The organism is Streptomyces sp. NPDC026062 (genome assembly GCF_055568375.1).
This window is the reverse complement of record NZ_JBVHOQ010000013.1, coordinates 24,104-47,860: the sequence shown is the minus strand read 5'-3', so window position 1 is coordinate 47,860 and position 23,757 is coordinate 24,104. Positions and strand designations below refer to the sequence as shown.

At 70.6% G+C, this 23,757-nt stretch carries 24 protein-coding genes and 1 pseudogene; 18 read left to right on the top strand and 7 right to left on the bottom strand.

Annotated elements, in window-relative coordinates; genetic code table 11:
• Positions 1 to 4: 4 nt before the first annotated feature.
• Together ACZ4LX_RS14415 and hemL are read right to left on the bottom strand one after the other, a co-directional pair.
• Positions 5 to 706, bottom strand: a complete 702-nt coding sequence (locus tag ACZ4LX_RS14415; protein WP_467650008.1) for a histidine phosphatase family protein — start codon at positions 704 to 706, stop codon at positions 5 to 7.
• The gene (gene hemL / locus ACZ4LX_RS14410; RefSeq protein ID WP_467650007.1) at positions 703 to 2,019 is read right to left on the bottom strand and encodes a glutamate-1-semialdehyde 2,1-aminomutase; all 1,317 of its coding nucleotides are present in this window, start codon (positions 2,017 to 2,019) and stop codon (positions 703 to 705) included. Before hemL ends, ACZ4LX_RS14415 begins: the two co-directional genes overlap by 4 nt.
• Positions 2,020 to 2,148: 129 nt before the next feature.
• On the opposite strand from hemL, the gene ACZ4LX_RS14405 reads away from it, so the two are divergent.
• The 5 genes from ACZ4LX_RS14405 (at position 2,149) to ACZ4LX_RS14385 (ending at position 5,631) form a co-directional block, all read left to right on the top strand.
• Entirely contained in the window at positions 2,149 to 2,736 is a 588-nt protein-coding gene (locus ACZ4LX_RS14405) for a hypothetical protein (protein ID WP_467650006.1), read from the top strand.
• Positions 2,737 to 3,080: 344 nt separating this feature from the next.
• Positions 3,081 to 3,689, top strand: a complete 609-nt coding sequence (locus ACZ4LX_RS14400) for a hypothetical protein (protein WP_467650031.1) — start codon at positions 3,081 to 3,083, stop codon at positions 3,687 to 3,689.
• Positions 3,690 to 3,795: 106 nt separating this feature from the next.
• Positions 3,796 to 4,557 (top strand): helix-turn-helix transcriptional regulator, encoded by a 762-nt coding sequence (locus tag ACZ4LX_RS14395; protein ID WP_467650004.1) that lies wholly within the window; start codon positions 3,796 to 3,798, stop codon positions 4,555 to 4,557.
• Positions 4,558 to 4,606: 49 nt separating this feature from the next.
• The gene (locus ACZ4LX_RS14390; protein ID WP_467650003.1) at positions 4,607 to 5,143 is read left to right on the top strand and encodes a DUF3291 domain-containing protein; all 537 of its coding nucleotides are present in this window, start codon (positions 4,607 to 4,609) and stop codon (positions 5,141 to 5,143) included.
• A gap of 170 nt (positions 5,144 to 5,313) precedes the next feature.
• Positions 5,314 to 5,631, top strand: coding sequence for a hypothetical protein (locus ACZ4LX_RS14385; RefSeq protein ID WP_467650002.1), 318 nt, complete (start codon positions 5,314 to 5,316; stop codon positions 5,629 to 5,631).
• Here ACZ4LX_RS14385 and ACZ4LX_RS14380 read toward each other — a convergent pair.
• Positions 5,564 to 6,136 carry a TIGR03086 family metal-binding protein gene (locus ACZ4LX_RS14380; RefSeq protein ID WP_467650001.1) on the bottom strand — a complete coding sequence of 191 codons (573 nt, stop codon included), beginning with the start codon at positions 6,134 to 6,136 and terminating at the stop codon, positions 5,564 to 5,566. The genes ACZ4LX_RS14385 and ACZ4LX_RS14380 overlap by 68 nt on opposite strands.
• An 89-nt stretch (positions 6,137 to 6,225) precedes the next feature.
• Here ACZ4LX_RS14380 and ACZ4LX_RS14375 point away from each other — a divergent pair, with 89 nt between their 5' ends.
• From ACZ4LX_RS14375 to ACZ4LX_RS14365, 3 genes are all read left to right on the top strand, one after another.
• Positions 6,226 to 7,047: a DUF6597 domain-containing transcriptional factor gene (locus ACZ4LX_RS14375; protein WP_467650000.1), complete on the top strand. Its 822-nt coding sequence runs from the start codon at positions 6,226 to 6,228 to the stop codon at positions 7,045 to 7,047.
• An 83-nt stretch (positions 7,048 to 7,130) separates the two neighbouring features.
• Complete coding sequence (locus ACZ4LX_RS14370) at positions 7,131 to 7,661, top strand: GNAT family N-acetyltransferase (RefSeq protein ID WP_467649999.1); 531 nt, start codon at positions 7,131 to 7,133, stop codon at positions 7,659 to 7,661.
• 152 nt (positions 7,662 to 7,813) lie between these two features.
• Complete coding sequence (locus ACZ4LX_RS14365; RefSeq protein ID WP_467649998.1) at positions 7,814 to 8,572, top strand: Mut7-C RNAse domain-containing protein; 759 nt, start codon at positions 7,814 to 7,816, stop codon at positions 8,570 to 8,572.
• Between the two features lie 209 nt (positions 8,573 to 8,781).
• Here the strand turns inward: ACZ4LX_RS14365 and ACZ4LX_RS14360 are convergent, their stop codons facing one another.
• The gene (locus tag ACZ4LX_RS14360) at positions 8,782 to 9,303 is read right to left on the bottom strand and encodes a hypothetical protein (protein WP_467649997.1); all 522 of its coding nucleotides are present in this window, start codon (positions 9,301 to 9,303) and stop codon (positions 8,782 to 8,784) included.
• An 89-nt stretch (positions 9,304 to 9,392) separates the two neighbouring features.
• Here ACZ4LX_RS14360 and ACZ4LX_RS14355 point away from each other — a divergent pair, with 89 nt between their 5' ends.
• Together ACZ4LX_RS14355 and ACZ4LX_RS14350 are read left to right on the top strand one after the other, a co-directional pair.
• Positions 9,393 to 9,728, top strand: coding sequence for a YnfA family protein (locus ACZ4LX_RS14355; RefSeq protein ID WP_467649996.1), 336 nt, complete (start codon positions 9,393 to 9,395; stop codon positions 9,726 to 9,728).
• A 53-nt stretch (positions 9,729 to 9,781) separates the two neighbouring features.
• Entirely contained in the window at positions 9,782 to 10,540 is a 759-nt protein-coding gene (locus ACZ4LX_RS14350) for an SDR family NAD(P)-dependent oxidoreductase (RefSeq protein ID WP_467649995.1), read from the top strand.
• A 75-nt stretch (positions 10,541 to 10,615) separates the two neighbouring features.
• Here the strand turns inward: ACZ4LX_RS14350 and ACZ4LX_RS14345 are convergent, their stop codons facing one another.
• Complete coding sequence (locus ACZ4LX_RS14345) at positions 10,616 to 11,809, bottom strand: RtcB family protein (RefSeq protein ID WP_467649994.1); 1,194 nt, start codon at positions 11,807 to 11,809, stop codon at positions 10,616 to 10,618.
• Positions 11,810 to 11,979: 170 nt separating this feature from the next.
• Here ACZ4LX_RS14345 and ACZ4LX_RS14340 point away from each other — a divergent pair, with 170 nt between their 5' ends.
• The 3 genes from ACZ4LX_RS14340 to ACZ4LX_RS14330 all read left to right on the top strand — a co-directional run bounded on the left by ACZ4LX_RS14340 (position 11,980) and on the right by ACZ4LX_RS14330 (position 15,775).
• Complete coding sequence (locus ACZ4LX_RS14340; protein WP_467649993.1) at positions 11,980 to 12,870, top strand: prolipoprotein diacylglyceryl transferase; 891 nt, start codon at positions 11,980 to 11,982, stop codon at positions 12,868 to 12,870.
• Between the two features lie 135 nt (positions 12,871 to 13,005).
• Complete coding sequence (locus ACZ4LX_RS14335; protein ID WP_467649992.1) at positions 13,006 to 13,893, top strand: DUF3558 family protein; 888 nt, start codon at positions 13,006 to 13,008, stop codon at positions 13,891 to 13,893.
• Between the two features lie 328 nt (positions 13,894 to 14,221).
• Positions 14,222 to 15,775: a DUF2637 domain-containing protein gene (locus ACZ4LX_RS14330; RefSeq protein WP_467649991.1), complete on the top strand. Its 1,554-nt coding sequence runs from the start codon at positions 14,222 to 14,224 to the stop codon at positions 15,773 to 15,775.
• Positions 15,776 to 15,906: 131 nt separating this feature from the next.
• On the opposite strand, the gene lysS is transcribed toward ACZ4LX_RS14330, so the two are convergent.
• Positions 15,907 to 17,670, bottom strand: a complete 1,764-nt coding sequence (lysS, locus tag ACZ4LX_RS14325; RefSeq protein ID WP_467650030.1) for a lysine--tRNA ligase — start codon at positions 17,668 to 17,670, stop codon at positions 15,907 to 15,909.
• 168 nt (positions 17,671 to 17,838) lie between these two features.
• Between lysS and argS the strand changes: the two genes are divergently transcribed.
• Together argS and ACZ4LX_RS14315 are read left to right on the top strand one after the other, a co-directional pair.
• Positions 17,839 to 19,617: an arginine--tRNA ligase gene (argS, locus tag ACZ4LX_RS14320; RefSeq protein ID WP_467649990.1), complete on the top strand. Its 1,779-nt coding sequence runs from the start codon at positions 17,839 to 17,841 to the stop codon at positions 19,615 to 19,617.
• 342 nt (positions 19,618 to 19,959) lie between these two features.
• Positions 19,960 to 21,252, top strand: coding sequence for a choice-of-anchor A family protein (locus ACZ4LX_RS14315; protein WP_467649989.1), 1,293 nt, complete (start codon positions 19,960 to 19,962; stop codon positions 21,250 to 21,252).
• 78 nt (positions 21,253 to 21,330) lie between these two features.
• Here ACZ4LX_RS14315 and ACZ4LX_RS14310 read toward each other — a convergent pair whose 3' ends face one another.
• The gene (locus tag ACZ4LX_RS14310; RefSeq protein WP_467649988.1) at positions 21,331 to 21,744 is read right to left on the bottom strand and encodes an ATP-binding protein; all 414 of its coding nucleotides are present in this window, start codon (positions 21,742 to 21,744) and stop codon (positions 21,331 to 21,333) included.
• Positions 21,745 to 21,896: 152 nt separating this feature from the next.
• On the opposite strand from ACZ4LX_RS14310, the pseudogene ACZ4LX_RS14305 reads away from it, so the two are divergent.
• The 3 genes and pseudogenes from ACZ4LX_RS14305 (at position 21,897) to ACZ4LX_RS14295 (ending at position 23,753) form a co-directional block, all read left to right on the top strand.
• A pseudogene (locus ACZ4LX_RS14305) lies at positions 21,897 to 22,681 on the top strand (helix-turn-helix domain-containing protein).
• Positions 22,678 to 22,917 (top strand): DUF397 domain-containing protein, encoded by a 240-nt coding sequence (locus ACZ4LX_RS14300; protein ID WP_467649987.1) that lies wholly within the window; start codon positions 22,678 to 22,680, stop codon positions 22,915 to 22,917. The pseudogene ACZ4LX_RS14305 and the gene ACZ4LX_RS14300 overlap by 4 nt, the downstream one beginning before the upstream one ends.
• A 38-nt stretch (positions 22,918 to 22,955) precedes the next feature.
• Positions 22,956 to 23,753: a DUF4253 domain-containing protein gene (locus ACZ4LX_RS14295; RefSeq protein WP_467649986.1), complete on the top strand. Its 798-nt coding sequence runs from the start codon at positions 22,956 to 22,958 to the stop codon at positions 23,751 to 23,753.
• Positions 23,754 to 23,757 lie beyond the last annotated feature (4 nt).

Here is a 23,757-nt window from a genome sequence, read left to right as displayed (position 1 = left end):
CCGGCTACGCGCCGAACCCCTTCGACGCGCCCTTCACCGGCTTCGCCCCCGCCAGCAGATGCGCCGGCACCAGGTCCCGGGCCGGTTCCGAATACCCGACCGACACGATCTTGTCGCCCTGGTACGTGAAGCTGGTCAGCGACGCGAGCGTGCACTGCCGCTTGCGCGGGTCGTGCCACAGCCGCCGCCGCTCGACGAAGCTGCGGACGATCCAGATCGGCAGCTGGTGGCTGACGCACACCGCCTCGTGACCGCGGGCCGCGTCGCGCGCCGCGTCCAGGGCGCTCATCATCCGTACGACCTGCTCGACGTACGGCTCGCCCCACGACGGGCGGAACGGATTCGTCAGATGCTTCCAGTTGTCCGGCTTGCGCAGCGCCCCGTCGCCGACACCGAAGGTCTTGCCCTCGAAGACGTTGGCGGCCTCGATGAGCCGCTCGTCGGTGGCGAGGTCCAGGCCGTGCGTCTTGGCGATCGGCGTCGCCGTCTCCTGCGCCCGCTCCAGCGGGGAGGCGACGACATGTGTGATGTCGCGCTTGTCCAGGTGCTCGGCGACCCGGTCGGCCATCTGCCGGCCGAGCTCGGAGAGGTGGTAGCCGGGACGGCGCCCGTACAGCACGCCCTCCGGGTTGTGCACCTCTCCGTGGCGCATCAGGTGGACGACGGTGATGTCCTTGCGTCCGGTGCTGCTGCTGGTCTCGCTCATGCGGTGGCCTCCGATGCGGCGCGGGCTGCGGCGGGCAGCGCGGCGGCGATCCGCTCGACGGCCCGGGTGTCGTGGGCGGTCGAGACGAACCACGACTCGAACGCGGACGGCGGGAGATAGACACCCTGCGCCAGCATCGAGTGGAAGAACGCCGTGAAGCGGAAGGCTTCCTGCCGCTTGGCGTCGTCGTAGCTGCGGACCGGGCCGTCCGTGAAGAAGACGGAGAACATGTTGCTCGCCGCCTGCACGGTGTGCGCGACGCCTTCCTTGTCCAGGGCCCGGCTCACCAGTCCCCGGATCTCCGCGGAGACCGCGTCGACCTTCGCGTACGCGGCGTCGTCCAGCAGACGCAGCTGGGCGAGACCGGCGGCGGTGGCGACCGGGTTACCGGAGAGGGTGCCCGCCTGGTAGACGGGGCCGACGGGCGCCAGGTGCGCCATGACGTCGGCACGGCCGCCGAACGCCGCGGCCGGGAAGCCGCCGCCCATCACCTTGCCGAACGTCATCAGGTCGGGCCGCACCCCGTCGATGCCGAACCAGCCGGCCTTCGACGTACGGAATCCGGTCATGACCTCGTCGGAGATGTAGAGCGCGCCGTTGGCGGCACAGATCTCCTTGAGCCCCGCGTTGAAGCCGTCCAGCGGCGGCACGACGCCCATGTTGCCCGGCGAGGCCTCGGTGATCACACAGGCGATCTCGCCGGGCTGCGCGGCGAACGCGGCCCGTACGGCCTCCAGGTCGTTGTACGGCAGCACGATCGTGTCGCCGGCCTGGGCGCCGGTGACACCCGGCGTGTCCGGCAGCCCGAAGGTCGCCACCCCGGACCCGGCGGCGGCGAGCAGCGCGTCGACGTGACCGTGGTAGCAGCCGGCGAACTTCACGATCTTCGCCCGGCCGGTGAACCCTCGGGCGAGGCGGATCGCGGACATGGTCGCCTCGGTGCCGGACGACACGAGCCGCACCTGCTCCACGGGCTCGACCCGGGCCACGATCTCCTCGGCGAGCGCGACCTCGCCCTCGCCGGGCGTACCGAACGAGGTGCCGCGGGCGACGGCCTCCTGGACGGCGGCGATGACATCGGGGTGGGAATGGCCGAGAATCATCGGCCCCCACGAGCACACGAGGTCGACATACTCACGACCGTCGGCATCAGTGAGGTACGGACCCTTGCCGGACACCATGAAGCGGGGCGTACCGCCCACGGCCCGGAAGGCACGTACAGGAGAGTTCACGCCACCGGGCGTCACGAGGGACGCGCGGTCGAAAAGCGTCTGCGAAACTGGGGCGTCATTGGGAAAGCTCACACATGCCATGGTGTCAGAGCCGCGGACGGACTTGCGGACAGGTGTTTCACCGCACGCCCGCGGGGGAGGTCACTGACACGATGATCGGGTTGCGCGGCGGGGGCTGTGTCTCCTAGTTAGTAGTCGGGTGGATGAGATATGCATCGCGGTGGCGGAGTGGGCGAAGGGACCGACGACCTGGGGCCCGAGCCTGCCCGGCGAGGTCGGCACCGGCGCGAGGCTGAGCGGAAGCAGGGCACACAGGCCGCCGGCGGGCCGGCCGGGGCCGGAAGCAGGAGTGGCGGTCGGGTGGGGGTGACCTACAAGTATTTCGGGGCTCCCGACGGGGCCACGGCCGCACGCGTGCCCATTTCCATGCGCCCCGAGGAGCTCGGCGGCGACGAGCTGGGCATGGGCGGCATGTTCACCAAGATCAAGCCGGAGACGGTGGCCGCGATGGTCCTCACCGGCATACAGGGCATACCTCTGCACAAGGTCCCGCCGCTGGAGCTGGTCGTCCTGCACCCCGACTACGCGGTGGTCAAGCTCCCCATGACGGTCGTGGACCCGCTGCGCGACGTGGGCGAGGAGTCCGTGGGCGCCGCGGCCTTCATCTGGTCGACGGTCCCGGACCGGGGTGGCCCGCGTGACGCGTTCAACGTCTACCAACTGCTGCACGAATGGCAAGATTTCAGCCATCGTCTGCACGACGCGGGACACCAGGCGTACTGCCTGGTGTGGCCCTGAACCCTGAACCCTGAGTTCTGCCGGCCGAGTTCAGGGGCGTACGGCTCCGCCGGTCCAGGTAGAGGGGGTACAGCCTGCCGGTCCAGGTAGGGGCGTACGGCTCCGCCGCTCTCCGTGCCGGCGTTCCGGGTGGCGGCGGGGCAGCCGGCGGCACGCTGAATCCGCAGCACGCGCAACGAGACCGGCCGGACGGGGCAGCGGTCCGGAGGCGGCGCCGCCTGCGCCTGCGCCTGCGCCTGCGCCACCGGCTCGCTTCACTCGGCAGAGTGGTCTCGGCCGCCTGCGGGGAGGACTTCGGCCTCGTCCTGCTCCGGTCGCACGCCCGGCTGCCCAACGATGAGCGCATGTCATGGACCAGCCTGCGCTCGCTGGCCCGCCGCGTGGTTCCCACGCTGCTGGTCGCCCAAGCCGCCTTCCTCCCCCTGCAGACCACCTCCGCCGCCGCGTACACCGCACATCCGTGCCGGTCGTCCGCCGGCTGCGGCTCGGTCATCGTCGCCCCGGTCTCCCAGGCCGCCCCCGACCACGGTGACTGCACCAGCCCCGAACCGGTCGTGTGTCTGATCCGGAGCGAGACCCCGGAGGAACGCGAGATCGCCCGCGACCAGCGGATGCGCTACCACCAGCTCCTGGCCGACATGGAGCGCCAGGAGTGCGCCATGCGTGCCGAGGGGCGCTCGGAGGAGGACATCGCCCGCACCCTGGTCCAGATGCGCAACGACGCCAAGGACATCGTCCGCGCCGGCATGACTCCGGAACAGGTCGCGGAGCTGGAGGCGCGCAATCAGAAGAAGTACGGCAACCCGCTCGGCCCGACAGCGGATCAGCTCTACATGAAGTACGGCTCCTGGGAGAAGGTCGCCGAAGCCGCCACGCGTTCGAGCGCGGCCGTGGACCGCGAACTCGGTCTGGAATTCCGCCACTGCGCGTGTGACGTGCCCCTGGCGGCCTGACGCACGGACGGGCGCGCCGGATACTCCGACTTCGCTCCGTACGCCTCCGCTTCCCACGCCTCCGCGGCCCAGCGGCGTCAATCGTCGTTGGTTATAGAATTAGGCCGTGAGCAGCGAGGATGCCGCCCTGGAGGCGTTGGTCGTACTGGGGGATCCGGTGCGGCGCGGACTGTACCGGCACGTCACCGGGACACCGGGGGACGTGGGGCGGGACGCCGCGGCCGAGGCGGTCGGGGTCTCCCGCTCGCTGGCCGCCTTCCATCTGGACAAACTGGTCGAGGCCGGACTGCTCGACGTGCGCTTCCGACGGCTTTCGGGCCGCAGCGGTCCGGGCGCCGGGCGGCCGTCGAAGCTGTACCGGAGGGCCGAGGGCGAGCGCACGGTCTCGGTGCCGCCCCGGTCCTACGACACGGCGAGCCGGCTCCTGGCCGAGGTGGTGGAGCGGGCCGGGCTCGACGGTGAACTCCAGGCGGCGGCAAGGGCGGCCGGGGAGGCCGAGGGGGGCACTTCGGACAGTGCGAAGGATCCGGTCGAGGCCCTGCGGTCACGCGGTTACGAACCGTTCCGGGACGGCGGGAAGGTGCGGCTGAGCAACTGCCCGTTCCACGCGCTGGCCGATCAGTTCCCCGCCCTGGTCTGCGGGATGAACCTGGCCGGGATCGAGGGCCTGCTCGCCGGGCTGCCGGGCGGCAGGGACTGGCGCGCCGCGATGGATCCGCTGCCGCGCGGCTGCTGCGTATCTCTCGAAGCCACGCCCGATGCCACACCCGAACCCGAACCCGCACCTGAACCCGCACCTGAACCCGCATCCGGAGTGACCCCCCAGGCCGCACCCGAGGTCGCGCCCGAGGTCGCACCCGAAGTCTAAAAAAAGCATCCGTTGACTTTAGAAGGCTCACCCGGGCATGCTTGCCCCCGTGAGCCAATTCCACCTTGCCCAGGTCAACGTCGGGCGCATCCTCGCCCCGCTCGACAGCCCCCAGCTGGCCGACTTCGTGGCCCAGCTCCCGGAGATCAACGCGGTCGCCGATCAGGCTCCCGGCTTCGTCTGGCGCATGGTCGACGACAGCGGGTCCGACGCGACGGACCTGCGCCCCGAGAGCGACGACGACATGCTCCTGATCAACTGCTCGGTCTGGGAATCGGTCGAGGCGCTGCGGAACTTCACATACCGCAGCGATCACCTCAAGGTGCTGGCGCGCCGCCGGGAATGGTTCGAGCGGCTGGCCGACTTCCACCACGCACTGTGGTGGGTCCCGGCAGGTCACCGCCCGAGCATCGGCGAGGCGATGGACCGCATCGCACTGATCCGCGATGCCGGGGAGGGCCCCGGGGCGTTCACCTTCCGGTCCCCGCACCCCCCGCCGACCGAGCTCCCCGGCACATCCGGGAACGGCCGCGGCGAAGCCGGCTCGCCCGCTGAACACACTCCCGCCCAACACACGTCCCGCTGAACACACTCCCGCCGGAGACGCGGCCCCGCACACGCGACCCCCGCCGCCCACCCGCACGAAGGGCGTCCGTCAGCCAGTCGTATCAGGCCATTCATTGGCCGAAGAATGATCTTCAGCTGACCTGTCGAACCTGCCGATGCTGGAGGCATCGACTCTGAAGGGGGCCTGCCGTGGGCGACACGCTGCCGGCGCTTTCCATTCCCGTGCTGATCTTCGCCAGCGGCAGCTACGCGGTGTGTGCGAGCTGGTGGCGGCGGCGTCACCCGGCGCCGCCGTCCCCGTACACGCACCAGGCCGCCCGCCTCGCCGAACGCGCGATGCTCGTCGACGCCGAGCGGATCGTGGACAGCGCCTACGCGTCCCTCGGCACGCTCTACGACGGCCCCACGTCGGCGGACACGCACATTCCGGCCACCGGCATCACCCCCGGGGCGGCTGCCACTCGGGGTCACGACCGGTCAGCGCCAGCACCCGCGCAAAGGGGCTAGCACCGTCCGGTACGGGGAAGGGCTCGCCGAACATCTTCGCCTCGCGGGCCTTCGGGGCCATTCCCTCCATGGCGGGGACGATCTCGTCCACCACGGCCGCGTCCGGCACGAACTCCTGGCCGGTGGCGCGCGCCAGGTCCCAGGCGTGCACGGTCAGATCACCGAGCACCATGTGACCCACGGTCCGGGCGGGAAACCCCATGGAACCCGCGGTCCCCTCGTCGGCGCCCGGCACCGCCCACGCGGCCACCAGCGCGGCGGTCTGCTCACCGAAGCGGTTCCGCCAGTCCCCGGTGACCGCGTCCGGGGTCCGGCCGAACTCCGCGTCCTCCCGGGCCGCGAGCGCGGTGAAGTTGACGACCACCTGGACGAGGTGGCTGATCAGCGCACGGACGTCGTACTCCGCGCACGGTGTGGGGTCACCCAGCCGGCTGTCGTCGATCCCGCGCACCACGGGCAGGGCGCTGCCGGCTGCCGCATCCAGCAATTCACTGATCTTCTTCATGCCTCGACCATGCATCCGCCGACGGCCCGCGTATTGAAGAAACGCGACAGCCGGGACACGAAGTACGCCGCGTCATAGGATCGGCAGCCATGCCCGGCTCCCAAGGTCCCCGACGCGACACCCGGGGCATCGTCGACGCCCCCGAACTGTTCACGCACGTACGCTTCCGGCGCCGCGAGCCCGCCCCCGCGCTGCGCCCCTACCTTGAGCACTACTGGCTGATCGACTGGGACCTGCGCGAGCCGTACGCCTCCCAGCTGGTCCCGCACCCCAGCGTCAACCTGGTCTTCGAGCGGTACGCGGGCTGCGCCGACGAGGACGCCGGGTTCGCGGAGGTCTCGGGCATCGGGCTGGAGCTCTTCACGCAGAAGCTGGAGGGGCGGGGGCGGGTCTGCGGTGTGCAGTTCCGGCCGGGCGGCTTCCGGCCGTTCGCACCGGACCGGCCGGTGTCCGAGTGGACGGGGCGCCGGGTCCCCGCAGCCGAGGTGTTCGCGCCACCCGCCCCGCCGTCGGCCGTGCTGGACCCCGGGGACGAGGACGCGCGGGTCGAGGCGCTCGACGCGTACCTGCTGGCGCTCGGCCCGGAACCGGATCCGCAGGCCGAGAGCGCCATGGCCCTGGTCGACCTGGTGCGCACCGACCGCACGGTCCGCCGCGTGGACGAACTGGCCCGCGCCGAGGGGCTGTCGGTGCGGTCCCTGCAACGGCTGTTCGCCACCTATGTGGGCGTCGGCCCCAAGTGGGTCATCCTCCGCTACCGCATCCACGAGGCGCTGGAGCGCGCCGAGTCGGATCCGGCGGTGGACTGGGCGAGGCTCGCCGCGGAACTCGGGTACAGCGACCAGGCGCACCTGGTCAGGGACTTCACGGCGACGGTCGGCGTCCCGCCGACCATGCTCACCGCCCGCTGAACACGCCCGTACCGCAGAACGCGCTCACGCCCGCACTCGTGCTCGCACACGTCGATGTCAGTGGCCCGTCCTAGAGTTCTGACATGGAGCGGACCAAAGCATCCTCAGTGCGGATCGAGCCCTGGTCGGAGAACGACCTGGAGCTGCTCCGCCGCGCCAACGCACCGGAGCTGATGGATCACCTGGGCGGCCCGGAGTCGGAGGAACAGCTCATAGGACGTCATGGCCGCTATGTCGCGCTGAGCGCGGACCGTACGGGGCGGGGCAGGATGTTCCGCATCGCGCTGCCCGGCGAGGCCGAGGCCGTGGGCACCATCGGCTTCTGGGAGCGCACCTGGCAGGGCCAGGAGGTGTACGAGACAGGGTGGGCCGTTCTCGCGGAGTTCCAGGGCCGGGGCATCGCGTCGATCGCGACGGCGGCCGTGGCCGAGCGGGCACGCGCCGAGGACAAGCACCGCTACCTGCACGCCTACCCGTCCGTGGACAACGGTGCGTCGAACGGCGTGTGCCGCAGGACGGGATTCCTGCTGATGGGCGAGTGCGAGGTCGAGTACCCGCCGGGACACCCGCTGCTGACCCACGACTGGCGGCTGGACCTCCACCCGGACCGCTGACCGGGGAGAGCCGAAGCGCACGCGGGAGCAGAGGGCCTCCGCGCACACCGACGCCCTCCGCGCCCGACGCCCCGCGAGCGCCCGCCCGCTCACCTGCGCCCCCGCGCCCGAATCCCGTGGCCGGCTCCCCGCCCCAATGACATCCTGACCAGGTGAACGGACCCGAGATCCACCTCGAAGTCGCCCCCGGACTACGCCTCTTCGTCGCACACGAACGCCGCCGGGGCCGGACGACCGTGACCACCGACGGCTCGTCCACCCTCGGGCACGTCGTCGAATCACTGGGTGTTCCGCTCACCGAGGCCGGAGAGCTCCTCGTCGACGGACGGCCCGTGCCGGTCTCACACATCCCCGCCGCGGGCGAGACGGTCGAGGTGAAAGCCGTCCAACGGCCGCAGAGCGTGCCGGGCGCGCCCCTGCGCTTCCTGCTCGACGTCCACCTCGGCACGCTCGCGCGGCGACTGCGGCTGCTCGGGGTCGACGCGGCGTACGAGAGCGAGGACATCGGCGACCCCGCCCTGGCCACCCGCTCGGCGAGCGAGCGGCGGGTCCTGCTCTCCCGGGACCGGGGGCTGTTGCACCGGCGGGAAATCTGGGCGGGGGCGTACGTCTACAGCGACCGCCCGGACGCCCAGCTGCGTGACGTACTGGAACGCTTCGCGCCGGTCCTCGCCCCGTGGACGCGGTGCACGGCATGCAACGGGCCGCTCGCGGCAGCCGACAAGGAATCCGTCAGCACGCATCTGGAACACGGTACGCAGCGGTCGTACGACGTCTTCGCCCAGTGCACGGAGTGCGGCCGGGTGTACTGGCGCGGAGCCCACCACGCCCGTCTGGAGGCGATCGTCACCGAAGCGGTCCGCGATTTCGGCGACACCCTGACCGGACCGGGCACGCTCGACCGGCCCTGACCGCACGCGGGTCGGTACACCTGGGGCCGGAGCGCCGCCGTCACCGTCACCCTCACGCGGGACCAGCTGCTCGCGCAGCACGCTCCGCACGCGATCCGCGGCAGCCGGGTCGGTGGCACCGACCCGCATGTCCCGCCCCTGACAGCCACACGCCCCGACGGGGTGGCCGACCGGACGGCGGGGCCACCCCGTCCGCGTCGGCCGACCGGTCAGAAGACGTACTCGTCACCCGTCGCGAGCGCCAGCACCTCGTGCTCACTGTTCTTCGCGTTCCGGTCCGTCGCCCCGCCGTTCCACACGGTGTCGATCCGCACGACCACCTCCGTGGGCCGGTCCGCGAGCCGCAGCCCGAGGGCGAGCCGCCGTTGCTCGGAACCGTCCGCGTGCAGGGCACCCATCCGGCACAGCACGGTCGCCCGGTCGGCCCGCAGGCAGGCCTGCGGCAGCTCCTGGCGATCCGCCAGCGGTACGGAGACCCGCAGCCGCACGGTGACTCCGGCCAGGTCCACCGGCCCGCGGTTCTCGCTGCGCAGCACGACCCCCAGCCAGGCACCCGCCAACGAGACATGCCCGTGGTGCGACACATCCGCCTCCGGCGCGATGTTCCGCCCCACCGGAGTACCGACGGGCGCGCCGACGGCGTCGGCCGTCCCGCCCGCACCCAGCGCCACCGCCGACGCCATCGTCGCCGCGGCGGACACACCCAGCAGAGCCTTACGCATCACTACCATGCCCCGAAGATACAGATCATCCCGAATTATCCATATATACCGATTGGTTCGGCGCGTCCTCGGGTGCCCGCCCATGACACCCTTCCCCCATGTCTGTGGTCCGCTCCCTCGCGCTCTTCCTCGTCGCCGCCCTGTTCGAGATCGGTGGCGCCTGGCTCGTCTGGCAGGGGGTCCGCGAACACCGGGGCTGGGCCTGGATCGGCGGGGGCATCATCGCCCTGGCCACCTACGGATTCGCCGCCACCCTCCAGCCGGACGGCGAGTTCGGGCGGGTGCTCGCCGCGTACGGCGGGGTCTTCGTCGTGGGGTCGATCGCCTGGGGCATGGCCGCCGACGGCTACCGGCCCGACCGGTGGGACGTGACGGGTGCGCTGATCTGCCTCGCCGGTATGGCCGTGATCATGTACGCCCCCCGCAACCACTGACCGCGCCCTGCCTATCCTGACCCCGTACCGACCAGCAGTCCGAGGAGCCCGCCATGGCCGCATCCCCCATCGCCGTCATCACCGGAGCAAGCAGCGGCATCGGCGCCGCGACCGCCCGGCAGCTGGCGGCCGCCGGCTTCCGCGTGGTGCTGACCGCCCGCCGCAAGGACCGCATCGAGGCGCTCGCCGCCGAGATCACCGAGGCGGGCCACGAGGCCACGGCCTACGCCCTGGACGTCACCGACCGCACCGCGGTCGACGAGTTCGCCACCGCGTTCCGCACCCTCGCCGTCCTCGTCAACAACGCCGGCGGCGCGCTCGGGGCCGACCCCGTGGCCACCGGGGACCCGGCGGACTGGCGCCAGATGTACGAGACCAACGTCATCGGCACGCTCAACGTCACCCAGGCCCTGCTCCCCGCCCTCACCGCGAGCGGGAACGGCACGGTGGTCATCCTCTCCTCGACCGCCGGCCTCTCCACCTACGAGGGCGGCGGCGGCTACGTGGCCGCCAAGCACGGCGAGCACGTCCTCGCGGAGACCCTCCGCCTGGAGATCGTCGGCACCCCGGTCCGCGTCATCGAGGTCGCCCCCGGCATGGTGAAGACGGACGAGTTCGCCACCACCCGCTTCCGCGGCGACACCGAGAAGGCCGCCAAGGTCTACGCGGGCGTCGACGCCCCCCTCACCGCGGACGACGTGGCCGACACGATCACCTGGGCCATCACCCGCCCCAGCCACGTGAACATCGACCTCCTGGTGGTCCGCCCCCGTGCCCAGGCCTCCAACTCCAAGGTCCACCGCACGGCCTGAACGCACCTGCGCGCAGCCGACTGCGCGGGGTGAGGCTCCCCCTGTAAGCCTCACCCCGCCACCGGCACTCCGCGTTCAGCCCTTCACGCAGATGACCTGCTTCAGTTTCGCGACGACCTCGACCAGGTCGCGCTGCTGCCGCATGACCTGCTCGATGGGCTTGTACGCACCCGGAATCTCGTCCACGACTCCGGAGTCCTTGCGGCACTCCACGCCCCGCGTCTGATCCTCCAGGTCCTTCGTCGAGAAGCGCCGCTTGGCCGCGTTGCGGCTCATCTTCCGCCCCGCGCCGTGCGAGGCCGAGTTGAAGGACTTCTCGTTGCCGAGGCCCTTCACGATGTACGAGCCGGTGCCCATCGAGCCCGGGATGATACCGAAGTCACCCGAGCCGGCCCGGATGGCCCCCTTACGGGTGACCAGCAGATCCATGCCCTCGTACCGCTCTTCCGCCACATAGTTGTGATGACAGGAGATGACCGGTTCGAAGGTCACTTTGGCCTTCTTGAACTCCTTGCGGACCACATCCTGGAAGAGCGTCATCATGACCGCACGGTTGAGCTTCGCGTACTCCTGCGCCCAGAAGAGGTCGCTGCGGTAGGCCTGCATCGGCGGGGTGCCCGCGAGGAACACCGCCAGGTCGCGGTCGATCAGACCCTGGTTGTGCGGCAGCTGCTGCGCCTGGCCGATGTGGAAGTCGGCGAGTTCCTTGCCGATGTTCCGAGACCCGGAGTGCAGCATCAGCCAGACCGAACCTGCCTCATCGAGACAGAACTCGACGAAGTGATTCCCCCCGCCGAGCGTTCCCATCTGCTTCATGGCACGTTCCTGACGGAATTTGACCGCATCGGCCACCCCGTCGAACCGCGCCCAGAAGTCGTCCCAGCCCCTCGCCGCCAGACCGGGGAGCCGCCCCGGGTCCACCGGATCGTCGTGCATCCCGCGGCCCACCGGGATGGCCTGCTCGATCTTCGAGCGGAGCGGGGACAGGTCGCCGGGCAGGTCGTTGGCGGTCAGCGAGGTCTTCACCGCGGACATTCCGCAGCCGATGTCCACCCCCACCGCCGCCGGGCAGACCGCACCATGCATCGCGATCACCGAGCCGACCGTGGCGCCCTTGCCGAAGTGCACGTCCGGCATCACGGCGAGCCCCTTGATCCAGGGCAGGGTGGCGACGTTGCGCAGCTGCTGCATCGCGACGTCCTCGACCGAAGCCGGGTCGGCCCACATACGGATGGGCACGTTGGCACCCGGCACCTCTACATACGACATAGTTCCTCGATCCCCCCGAAAAGCCTGAAAACGCAAAACCGGTGCCAAGGTCGGCAAATGAGTCGGCCGACCGGCATTCACAGCGGCGCGTGCGATACACATTGTGTCCATCGGCCGCCAGCGAGCGGCAACCGTTTTTCGTGCGAAGGGAGCCCAGGACCGTGCGACGAATGGCGTACGTACCCGGCGCCGTGCTGATCGCGGCACTCGTCGCCGGCTGTAGTGCCGGCACCGAAGGCGACGTGTCCGCCTCCGACAGCAAGCCCGGCACCCTGACCACCTCCGCCGCGCCCCCGGGCAAGTACCTCACCCTCCCCGAGGCCTGCCGGGCCATCCCCCTCGCCACCCTCAAGGACCTGCTTCCCGGCGCCGCGCAACTGCCCGAGGCCCAGCAGGACAAGGTGTACGAGGGAACGCCCGCCGGAACCTTCGACACGGACCGCCGCGTCGGCTGCCGATGGACGTCCGACGCGCCCGACGCCTCCAGCAGCGTCGCCATCGACTTCGAGCGCGTCGTCTCGTACGACCCGTCCGTGAGCGACGAGGACCGCGCCCGCGAGGTGTACGCGAAGAAGGAGGAGGCCGCAGATCTCCCCTCCGCCTCCCTCCCGGCCGACGACGCGGACAAGGGAACGGCCTCGCCCGGCGGCTCCCCCACCGGGAGCGGGAAGGCCGGAGCCAAGGGCGAGGGCGGTACGGACGGGAAGAAGGGCGCGACGCCGGACTCCGGCACCTCCCCGGACAGCACCGCGACCGGCACCGCGGATGACGCCGGAGGCGACGCCTCGGACGGCGGCACATCCGGCAGCCCCGCCGAGAATCTTCAGCCCCGCGTCCTGGACACGCTCGGAGACAGCGCGTTCCTGGACGATGTGCTCACCCGGGCAGGTTCCACCGCGCAGCACCGCACGGTGAGCGTGGTATTCCGCACATCGAACGTCATCGTCACCATCGAGTACACCGCGCAGCCGGTCCTCTCCACCGAGGTCCCCGACAGCAAGGAACTGCAGGAGAAGGCCCAGGCACTGGGCGAGAAGCTGGTCGACACCTTCAGCGAATAGTCCCGCCCCCGGCCGTCCCGGACGGGGCGCCGGCCGCCCGGCGGGCCTGCCGGCCGAGGCGGCATCCGGCGCCTGTCCGTCGTACCGTGGCCCTCCTGCACTGCCCGACCGCCGCTCCACCCGAGTGAAGGAACCATGCACCGATCAGCCCCGCGACTCACCCGCATACTCGCCTGCGCCGCCGTCCCGGTGATGCTCGTCGTCGCCGGCTGCTCGTCGGACTCCGACGGCAAGAAGGACGACGCCTCCTCCGCGTCCGCCGCACCGGACGCGACGAAGACGGAACCGGCCGTCGCGCCGGCGAGGTTCGCCACGCTGCCCGACCCGTGCAAGTCGATCACCGCGAAGACGGTCAAGTCCCTGGTGCCCTCGGCCAAGACCAAGAGCGGTACCCGCGGCAAGTCCAGCGACTCGTCCGCCCGGGGCGGCTGCTCGTGGAACGGCCTCGACGACAACGGCATCAAGGGCTCCCAGTACCGCTGGCTCGACGTCGGCTTCACCCGCTACAGCTCGGACCAGGCCCTGGGCAGCGGTGCGGACCGCGCCGGTACGGACTACACGAAGCAGGTCGCCAAGGCCCAGGCGGCCGAAGGTGCGAAGAAGCTCGCCACCGCCCCCGTCGACTCCATCGGCGAGCAGGCCACCCGGATCACGTACGACCTCACCAAGACGGGCGAGGACTTCAAGTACGCGACCATCGTCGCCCGTACGGGGAACGTCGTCGTCACCCTCAACTACAACGGCGCCGGCTACGCGGGAGCCAAGACCCCGTCCGCAGCCGACATCCTGAAGGGCGCCGAGAAGGCCGCCAAGGAGGCGGTCGCCTCGGTCGCCACCGCCAACGGAGACACGCAGCCGAGCGGCTCGCCGAAGCCCTCCCAGTCCGCCAAGGCCAAGACCGGAGCCGAGACCACGGACAAGGCCGGTGCCAAGACCACGGCCAAAACCACGGACGAGAGCACGGCCAAGGCCACGGACGAGAGCACGGCCAAGGCCAAGTCCTCGGCCACGAAGACGGACTGACCGCCCCGCGCACTCACCCGGCGCACTCACCCGGCGCAAGGGAACGGCCAAGGGAAGGCGCAAGGAAACGGCACGCCGGAACGGACAGTCGTCGCACGGCCGCGAGGCATCCGGGAGCGGCGTTCGGCAGCGGTAGCCGACCGCCCCAACCCTCCCCCGAAGAAGCGGTCTTGCGAAGCCCGGCCCTCGCCCGAGGACCGGGCTTCGCCCCTCCCCGCGCAACGCACCGCGCAGGCATGTGCCAGGCTGTGCCCGCCGGAACTCGAAGTCGTCCCGCTGGAACGGACGTCGGAGACAGAGAATTGGGGAGGGGTCGCGGGTGGCCGCGATGCAGCTGACACGTACGCACCGGATACTCATCGGGCTCGTGGTCGCAGGTGCGGTGCTCATCGCGGCGATCGGTTTCGCGGGCTCGTACGCGGCCGTGCGCGAGCTCGCCCTGGAGAAGGGGTTCGGGAACTTCTCGCTGGTCTTCCCGATCGGCATCGACGCGGGCATCTGCGTCCTGCTCTCGCTGGACCTGCTGCTGACCTGGCTGCGCATCCCGTTCCCGCTGCTGCGCCAGACGGCCTGGCTGCTGACCGCCGCGACGATCGCGTTCAACGGCGCAGCCGCCTGGCCCGACCCGCTCGGCGTCGGCATGCACGCCGTCATCCCGATCCTGTTCGTCGTCGCCGTCGAGGCCGCCCGCCACGCGGTGGGCCGCATCGCCGACATCACGGCCGACAAGCACATGGAGGGCGTCCGCCTCACCCGCTGGCTTCTCTCCCCCGTCCCCACCTTCAAGCTGTGGCGACGGATGAAGCTGTGGGAGCTGCGCAGTTACGAGCAGGTCATCAAGCTCGAACAGGACCGGCTGATCTACCAGGCCCGCCTCCAGGCCCGCTTCGGCCGCAACTGGCGCCGCAAGGCCCCCGTCGAATCCCTCATGCCGCTCCGTCTCGCCAAGTACGGCGTCCCCCTCGCCGACACCGGCCCCGCCGGACTCGCCGCAGCGGGCATCGAACCCGCCCTGCTGCCCCCGGCCCCGGCCTCGGCTCAGGCCGCCGCTCCGGCTCCCGCCGCCGTGGAGACAGCCGCCCCGCAGCCCGAACTCGCCTACGCCCCCCAGCAGGAGCAGCACGCCAGGACGGTTGCCGGTGGCGAATGGGTGGAGGAGCAGCAGCAGCCCGTGGAGGGCCCCGGCTCGCACGAGAGCCCGTGGTTCGCGGCGCAGGTTCAGGAGGGGGCGTACGCGGGTTCTTACGACCCGGCGTACGTCGAGGGTGTTGAGCACGGTCCGGTGATGATCCCGTCGGGCCCCGGTGGCCGTACCCGTCCGCTGGGCAACGTCGGCACGATCGGCGCCGTGCCCGGCCCCCGCACCGAGCACTCACCGCTGACCCCCGAGGGCGACAACGCGCAGATCCAGGGCCAGGCCCAGGGACAGTTCCCGGTCCAGGGACAGGGCCAGCCACAGGCACAGCCACAGCCACAGCCACAGGCACAGGGACAGATCCAGTCCCAGGGGCAGGTCCCGGAACAGGCTCAGGTCCAGGGGCAGGTCCCGGAGCAGGTCCAGGTCCCCGTCCCGGTGCCGGTCCAGGAGCAGATCCCGGTCCAGGAGCAGGTACGGCAGCAGCCGACGCCCGTCGTGGACGCCGCCGACGAGTGGGCCGACGAGTGGGCGCAGGAGGACGCGGAGTTCAGCGAGACCGCCTACAAGGTCTTCGCGGACTTCGTGAAGCAGCACAGCACGTACCCCAGCATCGAGGCCCTCGACATACATCTGTCGGACGGCTACAACATGCAGCACCCGCGCAGCGTGGCGCTGCTCCGCCAGTTGATCCAGGGCTTCAAGAACCGCTACCACGCCGAGCTGGAGGCCGAGCACATCGCGTGAGCGGATGGGCCGCGGCACCACGCACCCGCCCATGACGAAGGGCCGTCACCCGCTGATCCGGGTGACGGCCCTTCGTCGTACGTCCATGGCCGCGTACGTGCCTGCGCACGCGGTCACGCACCGCAGCGCGGCTACGCGCCGAGCAGCCTCCGCACCCGGTCCGCCCCCACCGCGAGCAGCAGGGTGGGCAGGCGCGGGCCGGTGTCCCGGCTGACGAGCAGCCGGTACAGCAGCGCGAAGAAGGACCGCTGTGCCGCCTTCAGCTCCGGGGTCGGCTTGGCGTCGGGCTCCAGCCCCTCCATCACCTTCGGTACGCCGTAGACGAGCGTGGTCAGCCCGTCGAGCGACCAGTGCGAGTCCAGCCCCTCCAGGAGCAGCCGCAGCGACTCGCGCCCCTGCTCGTCCAGCGAACCGAGGATCTCCTGGTCCGCCTCTTCGCGGACGATGGTGCGGGCCTCGGCCGGGACCTGGGTGGTGATCCAGTTCTCGGCCCGGTCCAGCCTCGGCCTGACCTCGTCCAGCGAGGCCAGCGGCGTGGAGGGGTCCAGCTCGCCGAGGATGCGCAGCGTCTGGTCCTCGGCCCCGGCGGTGATGTCGGCGACCGAGGCGAGGGTCCGGTACGGCAGCGGTCGCGGCGTGCTCGGCAGCTCACCGGCGGCCGTGCCGATCGCCCGCGCGTACGCGGCGGCGTCCGCCGGCAGCACGGAGCCGTCGGCGACCTTGCGGCCCAGAGAGTCCCACTCGTCGTAGAGCCGCTGGATCTCCTGGTCGAAGGCGATCTTGAAGGACTGGTTGGGCCTGCGGCGCGCGTACAGCCAGCGCAGCAGCGGCGCCTCCATGATCTTCAGCGCGTCGGCCGGGGTCGGCACGCCACCCTTGGAGGAGGACATCTTCGCCATGCCGGAGATGCCGACGAAGGCGTACATCGGTCCGATCGGCTGCACCCCGTCGAAGACCTCGCGGACGATCTGGCCGCCGACGACGAACGACGAGCCGGGCGAGGAGTGGTCCACTCCGCTCGGCTCGAAGATCACGCCTTCGTACGCCCAGCGCATCGGCCAGTCGACCTTCCAGACGAGCTTGCCCCGGTTGAACTCCTTCAGCCGGACCGTCTCGGCGAAGCCGCAGGCCGTGCAGGTGTAGTTCAGCTCGGTGCTCTCGTCGTCGTACGACGTGACCGTGGTGAGGTCCTTCTCGCAGTTGCCGCAGTAGGGCTTGTACGGGAAGTAGCCGGCCGAGCCGCCGCTGCCGTCGTCCTCGGCGGCCGCGCCGGAACCCGCCTCGGCCTCCAGCTCGGCCTCGTCGGCCTTCTTCTGCTGCGGCTTCCTGCCGCCCTTGGCTCCGGCCGCCGCCGGGTCCTTCTTGGTGCGGTAGCGGTCCAGGACGGCGTCGATGTCCGCGCGGTGGCGCATCGCGTGCAGGATCTGCTCGCGGTACGTGCCCGCCAGGTACTGCTCGGTCTGGCTGATCCCGTCGTACTCGACACCCAGCTCGTCCAGGGCCGCGGTCATGGCGGCCTTGAAGTGCTCGGCCCAGTTCGGATACGCGGAACCGGCCGGGGCGGGCACCGAGGTCAGCGGCTTGCCGATGTGTTCGGCCCAGGAGGCGTCGATCCCCTCGACCCCGTTCGGCACCTTGCGGTAGCGGTCGTAGTCGTCCCACGAGATCAGGTGCCGGACGGTGTGCCCGCGGCGGCGGATCTCGTCGGCGACCAGGTGCGGGGTCATGACCTCGCGGAGGTTGCCGAGGTGGATCGGGCCCGACGGGGAGAGGCCGGACGCGACGACGACCGGTTTGCCAGGCGCACGACGCTCCGATTCGGCGATGACCTCGTCCGCGAAGCGGGAGACCCAGTCGGTCTCGGTGCTGCTCTGACTCTGAGCCACGGTCGGCACGTCCTTCTCTCTTGTAGGACTCATAGGGGCGTCGCCCATTCTCCCAGGTACCGCCCACAGTGCGAAAACGGCTTTACGGCGGCGCGCGCCCGGAGGCGTAAACCGCTTTACAGGCCGTGGGATACTTGGGTCCATCCCCTGTACCCCTACGGAAACGGCAGCCAGCCCATGGCCTCGGTCCCTTCCCTCGCTTCCACGCTCCAGCAGCAGCTGGCGGACGCCCTGACGGCAGCCCTGCCGGATGCCGGTACCGCGGACCCGCTGCTGCGCCGAAGCGACCGGGCCGACTTCCAGGCCAACGGCATCCTGGCGCTCGCCAAGAAGCTCAAGGGCAACCCGCGCGAGCTGGCCGCCCAGGTCACGGCCGCCCTCCCGGCGACGGAGCTGATCAAGGACATCGAGGTCTCCGGCCCCGGCTTCCTGAACATCACGCTCTCGGACAAGTCGATCATCGAGACCCTCGCCGCCCGTGCCTCGGACGACGAGGGCAGGCTCGGTGTGCCGGTGAACGCCGCCGCCGGGACGACCGTCATCGACTACGCCCAGCCGAACGTGGCCAAGGAGATGCACGTCGGTCATCTGCGGTCCGCCGTGATCGGTGACGCGATGGTGCGGATCCTGGAGTTCACCGGTGAGTCCGTCGTGCGGCGGCACCACATCGGCGACTGGGGCACCCAGTTCGGCATGCTCATCCAGTATCTGACCGAGCACCCGGACCAGCTGAACCACAAGAGTGACGACGGCCAGGCCGACGGCGAAGCCGCCATGTCGTCCCTGAACCGGCTCTACAAGGCGTCGCGCGCCCTCTTCGACTCCGACGAGGAGTTCAAGGCCCGTTCGCGGGACCGGGTCGTCGCGCTCCAGGCCGGTGACCCGGAAACGCTCGCCATGTGGCAGCGGTTCGTCGACGAGTCGAAGATCTACTTCTACTCGGTCTTCGACAAGCTCGACATGGAGATCAACGACCCCGACATCGTCGGCGAGTCCGGCTACAACGACATGCTGGAGGAGACCTGCCGGATCCTGGAGGAGACGGGTGTCGCCGTCCGCTCCGAGGGTGCGCTCTGTGTCTTCTTCGACGATGTGAAGGGCCCGGACGGCAACCCGGTCCCGCTGATCGTCAAGAAGACGAACGGCGGCTACGGCTACGCGGCGACCGACCTCTCCGCGATCCGCGACCGGGTGCAGAACCTCAAGGCCGACACCCTGCTGTACGTGGTGGACGCACGGCAGTCCCTGCACTTCAAGATGGTCTTCGAGACGGCCCGCCGGGCCGGCTGGCTGAACGAGGACGTCAAGGCGCACCAGCTCGCCTTCGGCACCGTGCTCGGCAAGGACGGCAAGCCGTTCAAGACCCGTGAGGGTGTCACGGTCCGGCTGGAGGACCTTCTCGACGAGGCGGTCGAGCGGGCGACGGCCGTGGTCCGGGAGAAGGCCGAGAAGATCGGTCTGTCCGAGGACGAGATCGTCGAGAACGGCCGGTACGTCGGTGTCGGCGCCGTGAAGTACGCGGACCTGTCGACCTCCGCCGTGCGGGACTACAAGTTCGACCTGGACCAGATGGTGTCGCTGCACGGCGACACGTCGGTGTACCTCCAGTACGCGTACGCCCGGATCCGCTCCATCCTGCGCAAGGCGGGCGACGCGAAGCCGGTGGCGCACCCGGAGCTGGAGCTGGCCCCGGCCGAGCGGGCGCTGGGTCTGCACCTGGACCAGTTCGGCGAGGTCCTCTCCGAGGTGGCGGCGGGGTACGAACCGCACAAGCTGGCCGCGTACCTCTACCAGCTCGCCTCGCACCTCACCACGTTCTACGACCAGTGCCAGGTCCTGAGCGACGACAACCCCGCCGAGGTCGTCGAGAACCGTCTCTTCCTCGTCGAGCTCACCGCCCGCACCCTGCACCGGGGCATGGCGCTGCTCGGCATCAGGACCCCCGAGCGGCTCTGAGCCGTTCCGCGCCGCCGCACCCCCCGCCGGTTCGGCCGGGGTGCGGCGGCGCGCATGAAGGCGCGGCCGTCCTCGAAGGACGGCCGCGCCTTCTGTCATGTGCGTCGGGCGTCAGCGGGGCGGTGCGCCGCGTCCACGACGGGCTTCGCCACCCCACCGCGAAGTCGGCCGCGACCGGCGGAAGTCGGGCTCCTCAGCGGCCAACGTGGTCCGAACGTCGACGCTTTGCCGCGTACCGGGCGGAAACCCCTCATTGGTATTGACCAATTTCCGAATGAAGGGCGATCATGACCGAAGTCACCACAGAACCTTCATAACTGCCCCGCGGGAGAACCACGCCTCATGCGTATACCCACCACCGCCGCGCTCGCAGCGCTCGGCGGCGCCCTGGTACTCGGGCTCACCGTCGCTCCGGCCGCCCAGGCCACCCCCGCTCAGGCGGACTGCACCACCGACGCCTTCGGAATCGTCGGCAAGTACGGCGAGTTCGTCCTCGGGGACGATGTCCACTCCCCCGACGCCGAGGGTGCCGTGGCCGTCGGTGGCAACGCCGACTTCCGGGGCGGGTTCAGCGTCGCCAACGAACTGTCGGCAGCCCAGGTCGACGCCCTGCCCGGCCGGGCTTCGCTCGTCGTCCGGGGCGACCTGGTCAACGGCGGTTCGGCCACCGTCGTAATGAAGGGCAACGCGGTCGTCGGCGGCAAGGTCTCGGGCCGGGCCGTCGATCTGCACAACGGCACCTTCAGCCAGAAGGCCGACCTCATCGACTTCGAGGCGGAGTTCGCCAAGCTCGGGTCCTACTCCACCGCGCTGGGCCAGGAGTCCACGACCTCGGGCGCCCAGGTGCGGCTCGACGGGAACCGGCTGACGCTGGAGGGCGGCGACAGCGGCCGCAACGTCTTCTCCGTACCCGCCGACCAGCTGGAGAAGGCCAAGGAGGTCTTCATCAAGGTCCCGGCCGGGGCGACGACGATCGTCAACGTCGCAGGCCAGGAGTACGACATGGCGACCGCGGGCACCACGGGCTTCTTCCTGTCGGCCGGCAAGGACTTCGTCCTGGACGACAAGCTCCAGAGCGCGTCGGACGGTGCCGTACGGGCCAAGCTGCTGTGGAACTTCCCCGAAGCCACCAAGGTCATCAAGAACAGCCAGGCCGCCTGGCCCGGCAGCGTGCTCGCCCCCAAGGCCCACCTGGAGCTGGGATCGGCCGCACCGGTCAACGGTTCGGTGTGGGTGGCCTCCCTGCACGGTTCGGGCGGGGCCGAGACGCACCACTTCCCCTTCACCGGCTGCCTCCCCGAGGTCCCCGGCGTGGAGAACCCGTCCCCCGGCACGACCCCGGGCAGCACCCCCGGGACAACGCCTCCGGCGACGGGCACCCCGTCGGCCCCGGTGAGCACGCCGTCCGGAAGCTCCACCCCGTCCAGCGGCCCGTCCGCCGGCCCGTCCGAGTCCGCGACGCCGACCACTCCGGCCCCGTCCGGCAGCTCCACCCCGGGCGCGCCCGGAAGTGACAGCGGCGACCTGGCCTCGACCGGCTCCAACGGCACGATCCCGATCGTCATCGGCGGCGCGGTGGTACTCGCCGCGGGCGCCGGCCTCGTCGTGGCGGCCCGCCGCCGCAAGCAGGCCTGACGCAGGAGGCGTTGAGGAGTGAGGGGTGAGGGGTGGTGCGGCGTTCCCGCACCACCCCTCACCGCCCTCCGGCCACCGTCACCGCTCCCCGCGGAACAGGCACCAGACGACCTTCCCGGGGCTGCGCTCCCCGACCCCCCACTCATCGGAGAGCGCTGCCACGATCAGCAGTCCCCGCCCCGACTCGCCCTCGCCGTCCGGCTCCCGAGCCACCGGCGCCCCGTCCCCACTGTCGTGCACCTCGACCCGCAACACCCGCTCCTCCTCCCCGAGCAGCAGCCGCAACCGGTACCCGCGCCCCGGCGGCACCCCGTGCACCAGGGCATTGGTGGCCAGCTCGCTCACGCAGAGCAGCACGTCGTCGACCCGCGCCGCGAGCCAACCCCCTTCCACGACGGCCTCCCGCACGAACTCCCGTGCGGCCCGCACGGATCTGCGTTCGCGCCGGTAGAACCGCTCGCGCAGGAGAGGGAGTTGCATCGTCTCGTTCATGGGACGAGAGTCACACTCCGTGACTACGCTGGGGCAGTGCGTCGACCCGTACAGCTTGGTTGTACGGGTCGACGAGGCGTGAAGTACGGACAAGGGTGGGGAGTGGGGACCGTATGCACCCCAGAAATCGGCAGCGCAGGAACGCGTCGGCCATGAAGCTCGTGGGCGCGCTGGTGGCCCGCTTCCGCACGGCGGCCGAGCTGACACAGCGCCAACTCGCGGACCTTTCCCGCGTACAGCCCGAAACCATCGCCTCCATCGAACAGGGCCGCCGCGCCCTGCTCCCCCCACTGGCCCGCGAACTGGACCGCATCCTGGATACGAAGGGGGCGCTGGCGACGGCGGTGGAGAACATGCCGGAGGTGGATCTGATCCCGGCGTGGGCGGAGCAGTACATGGACCTGGAGCGGACGGCGCTGGCGCTGTCCTGGTTCGAGAACCAGGTACTGCCGGGGCTGCTCCAGACGGAGAACTACGCACGGGCGGTCTTCCGCTGCAAGGTGCCCATCATGTGCGAGGACGAGATCGAGGCACAGGTCGCGGCACGTGTCGAACGGCAGCAGATCCTGAGCAGAAAGAACCCACCGACTACGAGCTTCGTCGTGTCCGAAGCCGTCCTCCTGGACCGTCTCGGCGGCGACGAGGTATATGCGGAGATGCTGCAACGCCTCCTGTCGGATGCCCAACGGCCGGGCATCACTCTCCAGATCATGCCGCTGGGGCGCCACACTCACGCGGCCTTGGATGGGCCGTTCATCCTGCTCGAAACACCGGACTACCAGCACCTCGCCTACACGGAGACGCAGCGCGGCAGCCAGCTCGTCGGAGACCCCGACGAGGTCAGCATCCTGGCGCAGAAATATGCGATGCTGCGGACCCAGCCCTCAACACCGAGGATACGAAGGGCTTGCTGGACCGGCTGCTAGGAGAGTTATGAGCACCACACGTCAGTGGTTCAAATCCAGCTACAGCAGCGAGGAGGGCGGGGCCTGCCTCGAAGTCGCCTACGACTGGCGCAAGTCCAGTTACAGCGGCAGCGAAGGTGGCGCGTGCGTCGAGGTGGCTGCTCACCCCACCACCATCCACGTCCGCGACTCCAAGAACCCCGAAGGTCCCGCGCTCGCGCTCGCCCCCGCCGCCTGGACCGCGTTCACGGGGTACGTGGGCGGCTGACGGCATGACTGTCAGTGGGGGCACTTAGAGTCACCACTATGGCGACGCTTCCGAATCCTCTCCGCTCCCCGGCCGACGCAGGTCTCCAACTCCCGCCCGGCACCTACGTGGACACCACGATCGACGAGACGTGGCACGAACCCCTTCTCTGGTACGCGGACGAGCCCGCGTCCCCCGGCACATGGGCCGCCCTGCGCGCGACGGGGCGGCCGGTCGGGCTGCTGCCCGTCCTGATCGACGGCGGGATGCGCACCCAGTGGCCCGAGGCCTGGGATCTCGGCCCGGCCCGGACGTCGTATCCGGGGGACCACGACGCCGAGGACGTGCTGAGCGAGGCGTGGGAGGCGTACGCCGCCGACGAGTTGGACCTCGACGACGAGGAAGCCGAGTGGCCGGGCCTGGCGCCCGTACCGGCCGCGGCCGGACCGGACACCCCCGACGCGCTGGCGGCGGAGATCGCGGACCAGCTGACGGCACCGGACGGCCCGATGGCCGGGGTACGGGCGGCGCTCGTGCCCGCACGCCGCAGCGCGGACATACCGGCGGCGATCGGCTGGTCGGGCCCGCTCAACCACGAGAACGACGTGGCCAGGCTCTGCGCGGTGCTGCGCTCCTGGGAGGACCGGTTCGGAGCCCGCATCGTGGTGCTTGGCTTCGACACGATGATCGTCTCGGTCAGCCGTCCCCCGACCACCATCGCCGAGTCCGAGGCCCTGGCCGCCGAGCACTTCGCGTTCTGCCCGGACAACATCCAGCAGTCCACGCTCAACACCTTGGAGGCGTATGCGGAGAAAGCTCTGCTGAACCAGGAGACGTGGGCGTTCTGGTGGGACTGAGCCC

What these genes read in the sequence shown, in the direction of transcription:
- ACZ4LX_RS14415 (WP_467650008.1), bottom strand. Translation starts at nt 706, where the DNA reads ATGAGCGAGACCAGCAGCAGCACCGGACGCAAGGACATCACCGTCGTC.
- hemL (WP_467650007.1), bottom strand. Translation starts at nt 2,019, where the DNA reads ATGGCATGTGTGAGCTTTCCCAATGACGCCCCAGTTTCGCAGACGCTT.
- ACZ4LX_RS14405 (WP_467650006.1), top strand. Translation starts at nt 2,149, where the DNA reads ATGCATCGCGGTGGCGGAGTGGGCGAAGGGACCGACGACCTGGGGCCC.
- ACZ4LX_RS14400 (WP_467650031.1), top strand. Translation starts at nt 3,081, where the DNA reads ATGTCATGGACCAGCCTGCGCTCGCTGGCCCGCCGCGTGGTTCCCACG.
- ACZ4LX_RS14380 (WP_467650001.1), bottom strand. Translation starts at nt 6,136, where the DNA reads ATGAAGAAGATCAGTGAATTGCTGGATGCGGCAGCCGGCAGCGCCCTG.
- ACZ4LX_RS14375 (WP_467650000.1), top strand. Translation starts at nt 6,226, where the DNA reads ATGCCCGGCTCCCAAGGTCCCCGACGCGACACCCGGGGCATCGTCGAC.
- ACZ4LX_RS14370 (WP_467649999.1), top strand. Translation starts at nt 7,131, where the DNA reads ATGGAGCGGACCAAAGCATCCTCAGTGCGGATCGAGCCCTGGTCGGAG.
- ACZ4LX_RS14360 (WP_467649997.1), bottom strand. Translation starts at nt 9,303, where the DNA reads ATGGTAGTGATGCGTAAGGCTCTGCTGGGTGTGTCCGCCGCGGCGACG.
- ACZ4LX_RS14355 (WP_467649996.1), top strand. Translation starts at nt 9,393, where the DNA reads ATGTCTGTGGTCCGCTCCCTCGCGCTCTTCCTCGTCGCCGCCCTGTTC.
- ACZ4LX_RS14350 (WP_467649995.1), top strand. Translation starts at nt 9,782, where the DNA reads ATGGCCGCATCCCCCATCGCCGTCATCACCGGAGCAAGCAGCGGCATC.
- ACZ4LX_RS14345 (WP_467649994.1), bottom strand. Translation starts at nt 11,809, where the DNA reads ATGTCGTATGTAGAGGTGCCGGGTGCCAACGTGCCCATCCGTATGTGG.
- ACZ4LX_RS14340 (WP_467649993.1), top strand. Translation starts at nt 11,980, where the DNA reads ATGGCGTACGTACCCGGCGCCGTGCTGATCGCGGCACTCGTCGCCGGC.
- ACZ4LX_RS14335 (WP_467649992.1), top strand. Translation starts at nt 13,006, where the DNA reads ATGCACCGATCAGCCCCGCGACTCACCCGCATACTCGCCTGCGCCGCC.
- ACZ4LX_RS14330 (WP_467649991.1), top strand. Translation starts at nt 14,222, where the DNA reads ATGCAGCTGACACGTACGCACCGGATACTCATCGGGCTCGTGGTCGCA.
- argS (WP_467649990.1), top strand. Translation starts at nt 17,839, where the DNA reads ATGGCCTCGGTCCCTTCCCTCGCTTCCACGCTCCAGCAGCAGCTGGCG.
- ACZ4LX_RS14315 (WP_467649989.1), top strand. Translation starts at nt 19,960, where the DNA reads ATGCGTATACCCACCACCGCCGCGCTCGCAGCGCTCGGCGGCGCCCTG.
- ACZ4LX_RS14310 (WP_467649988.1), bottom strand. Translation starts at nt 21,744, where the DNA reads ATGAACGAGACGATGCAACTCCCTCTCCTGCGCGAGCGGTTCTACCGG.
- ACZ4LX_RS14300 (WP_467649987.1), top strand. Translation starts at nt 22,678, where the DNA reads ATGAGCACCACACGTCAGTGGTTCAAATCCAGCTACAGCAGCGAGGAG.
- ACZ4LX_RS14295 (WP_467649986.1), top strand. Translation starts at nt 22,956, where the DNA reads ATGGCGACGCTTCCGAATCCTCTCCGCTCCCCGGCCGACGCAGGTCTC.